Origin of the sequence: Microcystis sp. M179S2 (genome assembly GCF_020245805.1) — a bacterium.
Classification (GTDB): Bacteria; Cyanobacteriota; Cyanobacteriia; order Cyanobacteriales; family Microcystaceae; genus Microcystis; species Microcystis aeruginosa.
This window is the reverse complement of the sequence record NZ_JADBUE010000089.1, coordinates 1-4,801: the sequence shown is the minus strand read 5'-3', so window position 1 is coordinate 4,801 and position 4,801 is coordinate 1. Positions and strand designations below refer to the sequence as shown.

Annotated in this window: 7 protein-coding genes; 3 read left to right on the top strand and 4 right to left on the bottom strand. The window is 40.3% G+C overall.

The features are described 5' to 3' along the window. Window positions 1–194: 194 nt before the first annotated feature. Entirely contained in the window at window positions 195–446 is a 252-nt protein-coding gene (locus IM500_RS05360; protein ID WP_002764591.1) for a UPF0175 family protein, read from the bottom strand. Window positions 447–866: 420 nt separating this feature from the next. Between IM500_RS05360 and IM500_RS05355 the strand changes: the two genes are divergently transcribed. Continuing rightward, window positions 867–1,061 carry a hypothetical protein gene (locus IM500_RS05355; RefSeq protein WP_190722253.1) on the top strand — a complete coding sequence of 65 codons (195 nt, stop codon included), beginning with the start codon at window positions 867–869 and terminating at the stop codon, window positions 1,059–1,061. Next, window positions 1,040–1,291 (top strand): type II toxin-antitoxin system RelE family toxin, encoded by a 252-nt coding sequence (locus IM500_RS05350; RefSeq protein WP_004162546.1) that lies wholly within the window; start codon window positions 1,040–1,042, stop codon window positions 1,289–1,291. Before IM500_RS05355 ends, IM500_RS05350 begins: the two co-directional genes overlap by 22 nt. Before the next feature lie 125 nt (window positions 1,292–1,416). On the opposite strand, the gene IM500_RS05345 is transcribed toward IM500_RS05350, so the two are convergent. Beyond that, window positions 1,417–1,776: a DUF5615 family PIN-like protein gene (locus IM500_RS05345; protein WP_079209849.1), complete on the bottom strand. Its 360-nt coding sequence runs from the start codon at window positions 1,774–1,776 to the stop codon at window positions 1,417–1,419. Continuing rightward, entirely contained in the window at window positions 1,751–2,053 is a 303-nt protein-coding gene (locus tag IM500_RS05340) for a hypothetical protein (protein ID WP_079209850.1), read from the bottom strand. Before IM500_RS05340 ends, IM500_RS05345 begins: the two co-directional genes overlap by 26 nt. 382 nt (window positions 2,054–2,435) lie before the next feature. Here IM500_RS05340 and IM500_RS24700 point away from each other — a divergent pair, with 382 nt between their 5' ends. Next, the gene (locus tag IM500_RS24700) at window positions 2,436–3,461 is read left to right on the top strand and encodes a PEP-CTERM sorting domain-containing protein (RefSeq protein WP_008200093.1); all 1,026 of its coding nucleotides are present in this window, start codon (window positions 2,436–2,438) and stop codon (window positions 3,459–3,461) included. A gap of 881 nt (window positions 3,462–4,342) precedes the next feature. Here IM500_RS24700 and IM500_RS05330 read toward each other — a convergent pair. After that, window positions 4,343–4,801 (bottom strand): VapC50 family PIN domain-containing toxin (locus IM500_RS05330; protein ID WP_287737902.1); only part of this gene is annotated, 459 nt, incomplete at its 5' end.

Genomic DNA, 4,801 nt, shown 5'->3' with positions numbered 1-4,801 from the left:
GAAAGACATTTGGCGATTTTTGTCAATTGTTTTTGATCTAGAGCGAACTAATCAATTAAGTCTCTTGCCAGATAAGGATTTAGTCGATTTATGCTCCCCTATCGAACCATACTAAGTAACGAAGAACCAGCAATTCCAAATAGCCCACTTGATGTAAGTACAGTAGAGGAGAGGTGTTGACAATGACTTGAGGATTAGGCATTGACAATATCTTGTTCCAATTGTTCAGTCGTTAAAGAAAAAGGGGAGACTTGATAACGCCCCAAAATAGTTAAAAATTCTACTCGTGACATTCCGGCTAATTGGGCTGCACGTCCTGAAGATAGTTTGTCAAGTTCAAAAAGTTTAACGGCTGCCAATATTTTTAATTCTCTTGATAGATTTTCAGGAGTTTCTTTGAGACTAATTAAGATTTCTTCAGGAATTTCAAGGGAAATAGTGCTCATTTTCTTTCTCTCTCAATAATTGTCTCTATTCTACACCAATAAAATTAGTCCTTCTCTGTGAGCAGAATCAGTAACGGGTTTCCCCTCTCCAGCCGACAGAATGAGCGGGTGCAGCCTATCTTGTCCTCAAGGGGTTGGAGACCAAGCCTCTACGGCTTTATGGCAATATAATCGTGCTTAATTTGGGTTAGCGATCGCGTTGAGGGGCAGTCAAGGGAGAACGCAAAGGCGAATCCGACATACTGCGCCACAATCCCTCACGGAAGACGATAGTTCGCCTGAGAAGGAGTAAAACAGGGGAAACTAATTGAGATTCCTTCTCCTGTGAATCGATGCGATCGCACTCTTAGGATACACTTATAAATGTGGTAAAACTTAAAATGAAAGCCAGAAAAACAATAAGGAGGTAAGGGCAGTAGCATGAACGACCAAAGTGCTGTAGATATTGAGCAATTCCTAGAGTATTTAGAAACTTCTGAGACGGCTGATGACGTGCTTCCCGAAGAAATTGAAACGGCAGAGAAAGCCTATCAGGAGTATCTAGAAGGGCGCGATCCTGGCAAATCCTTAGTAAAGTTAAAGGCTGAATTAGGATGTGGCGTTACATCATCTTAAAACCAGCCGAGCGTTACCTAAAACGGTTACAGCCTCGTAGCCAAGAGCGTATCTTAAATGAACTGGATCAATTGCTGGTTAGTCCTACTCAGACAGATTTCAAGAAACTTAAAGGGCGTGAGGGTTATCGTCTGCGAGTTGGTAATTATCGGGTATTAATGCAAGTCAATCGAGAAGAACGGCTTTTCATTATCACTGAGATCGGTTCTCGTGGTGATATTTATAAATAATACCGAATCCGACATACCGCTCCACAATCCCTCACAGAAGAGGATGTTCGCCAGAGAAGGAGTAAAACGGGGGAAAGCACCTGAGACTGTTTCTTCTGTGAGTCGCTGTTCAGGAAGAGCTAGGATTAGTAGTTCCAGTGGTTCAGGGAGATGAACTGATTAGACAGAGGGATGTTAGCCGTTTCAAGATTGGCGATTGCCTTAACAACCTCCCCTCTACTGAGATTTTTTGAGTAGTCCCTATTCTCATAAATGGCCAAAATACCTGAATGGCGGGGGCTTTCTTGATGGAGGGCTTCAAAATCTCGGCAATTATGAGTTAGCAGGATTCGATTGTTTTGTCGGGCATAGTTCAAGACAACAGGATCAGGCTGTCCAGAAAGTCCTACTTCGTTGACCGTTATGACATCGTGACCAGCAACTCTCAGTATTTTGACAAGAACCTTGGCGAGGGAGTCTTCATCGATGAGTAACCGAAGGCTCAAGCACTACTCCCCTTTCTTCTAAATAACGGCGTTCTTCTTCTGCCTCTTGTTGCAAAAGAGACTGATGGGTTTGGCAATAACAAATAACTTCTTGAATCGCGGCTAAGGGTAAATCCCAATTATCTGCTGCTTCTAGGACGGTATCACCGTTGACCAGCAGATCCGACCAAACTGTATAGGCTCTTAGTTTCTTTCCCTTAAGGTAAAGCTGCTGTCGCCAGGAATGAGGACGCTTCTCTAAATACTGCCATTGGGTTTTTGCTGCGTTGGTGGTCATGGCGATGCCTTGATAAAAGCTCGTATCCCTAGTCTATCATCTGGTTGGTGCGGGGTAATCGTGCTTAATTTGGGTTAGCGATCGCGTTGAGGGGCAGTCAAGGGAGAACGCAAAGGCGAATCCGACATACTGCGCCACAATCCCTCACGGAAGAGGATAGTTTGCCTGAGAAGGAGTAAAACAGGGCAAACTAATTGAGATTCCTTCCTTTGGGAGTCGCTGCTAGGGAGAGAAATATAAAGATTTATTAAATTGTAGCTTTTGATACTTTGTCGGGGGGGGGTAGTGTGTATAGTTCCGTTGTCCGTCTTTGTTGTTGGGTTGGGCTGTTGCTTGACCTAGCTGCGAGGGATGCAATCGTACTTAGTTTTATTAGAAAGTGATGTTTGGAAAATCTTTGCAAACCTTCATACTTGGAAGCTTATTAAGTTCTTCCTGCCTGTTATTAACAACCAATCTGGTTGCCGCTACGACTGTCACTTCTAATAATAGAAGTATATTCGGTAGGCAAATAGGACAGCCACCTCTCGAAATTTTCGGCATAGTACCAACAGGTACATTTTATCTTTTCAATGCGCATCCTCCATTACCAGCTATAGATTTAGGATTTAAAAGTTTACAACACAGATATGAAGACGATGCTACGTTTCTCATTGAACTACACGGTACAGATGGCTCAGGTCAAGTTCGTTCAGATTTAGTACAAGATGCTGGGGGTAATCTTATTTTTACATCTAGTGTGAGAGCAAGTATTTTTCCTGGTCAAGCAGAAAACTTACCTGTTTCTATGACAGTAGCTTTATCTGATCCATTAACCATTGGCCCAGGATTTACCAATTTTTCTACCCTTAGCCTAGATGTATTTTTATCTTCTGGAACAAAGTTTAATGGAATTCCTCGTGTCCCAAGTATTGCAGACAATCCAAAAATCAGTTTAAGTGCAAGAGTAGCATCGGGAGAAATATCTGATCCATTTAACTTTTTTAATGACTCTATTGCTGATGCAATAGATCTTTATCAGATAGAGATAGAGCAATCAAATTCAAGTGGACTTATTGAGCCTACTATAAGTCTTGGAACAAGCAATTCATTCTTTTCTTTATCATTTAGCGATTCTAACGGCGTGATTGAACAGCGTATAGTTAATGCCTTCAGTGGGAATGCAGGAAACTATGAAGTGTTAAACAATAAATTTCTTTTTAGTCTTACACTAGAGCCGACTCAAGAAAACTTAGTTTATACGTTTGGAGATAAACTAGAAGCTCTTGCACCAGATGTAGAAACTGTACCTGAACCCTCTACATTCCTCAGCTTATTAACCCTTGGGGCATTGGGTACAGGTGCAATCCTCAAGCGCAAACTAAAACCCTCCCAATCGACAGAAAAGGAAACCACAAAAGTCTCCTAAAAATCATCAATGAAAAACGCACAATCACCCCTTCATTTAGTCACTTGAAGGGGTTTATTTTTACCATCTTTTTTAACCTTAAAAAAATCTCAGTGATCTTAGAAAAGAGCGAGTAACTCGGCTTGATTGATAATTGGAATCCCTTGATAAGTATCAATAATCAAAAAATCACTTTTTTTGCGATCATAACTCGTGGTTAAATTAATCTGATGTTCGCGTTAAGGCTATTTTGAGACTTCCTCAACGCGGGAATCAGGGTTCCAGCCAACGGCAGAATAAGAGTTTCAGCTTAACCCGTACTCACGTTAATTAGTCATCCCAATCTGAATTCCCAGGCAATCAAGTTAATCTAAAAGGTCTCTTGCATAAATCCGAAAACAAACGATAGAAACAATAATGGGAGGGACTTTCAGTTAATTATTTATTAGTAGTTGATAATCTTCAAAAATGTTGCTGTACAAGGATCGACTTAAGACTTTTGCAAGAGGTCTAAACAATTGCCTGACTTAAAGAATCTTGATTCTGGCTTTTTTGTAAGAGTTGAATGGGTTGATGAGTAACCAGAGAATAGAGAACATCAGGGTCAGAAACGTTGAATCCTGTAATAACTGGACTTCCCCCATACAGAAATACTAAAAAATTAACAAAACCCTTATGGAGCTTCTCAGAAAAAATTGAAAAGAGGCTACTGGGTACATTTTTCACTTGAAAATGGCTTTACCGTTGACTGTATCTGGAGTGGAGCGATTCCCTAGAGTTCGCTGTATAGCGATCGCTAACTTGATTGTAACAGATAGTGTCATCAATCTCTAGAGTAAGCGATTCCCTCTGTAGCCATGTTTAGATAGCTAGTACATTTACACTGGAGAAGTTCAGTTATATCAAAGAATTTTAGTTATCTTTTGACAAAAATTAGATAAATTAGCTTTTTTATCTAAAAACTCTAGTAATTCAGCTAGAGATTTTTGAGGATTTTTATATTTCTCGACCTGCCGATTTAGACTGAATTTAATTTCTTCGGGATATTCATCGAACAAATGACTTAAAAAAGTATCAGGAGATTGAGCCTTTATACCCCAAGTTTCTAAAGCTGACAGGGAAAAATCGGCAAGATTATTAGTTAAAATTAGATTAGCTTTAGCCATAACAGCAGTTGCTAGAACATGACGGTCTTTTAAGTCATTTGTCATTAACTCAATTAAACCAGATGGCACTTCAATCATGGCTTCGGGAAAAGCTGCTTTCATTGTCTCCACTAAATTAAGGGCTTTTATTGAAGTTATATTACTGGACTTCCCCGTTGACAAAAAGCCATAACCTATGCTGTAGGAGGGATTAAG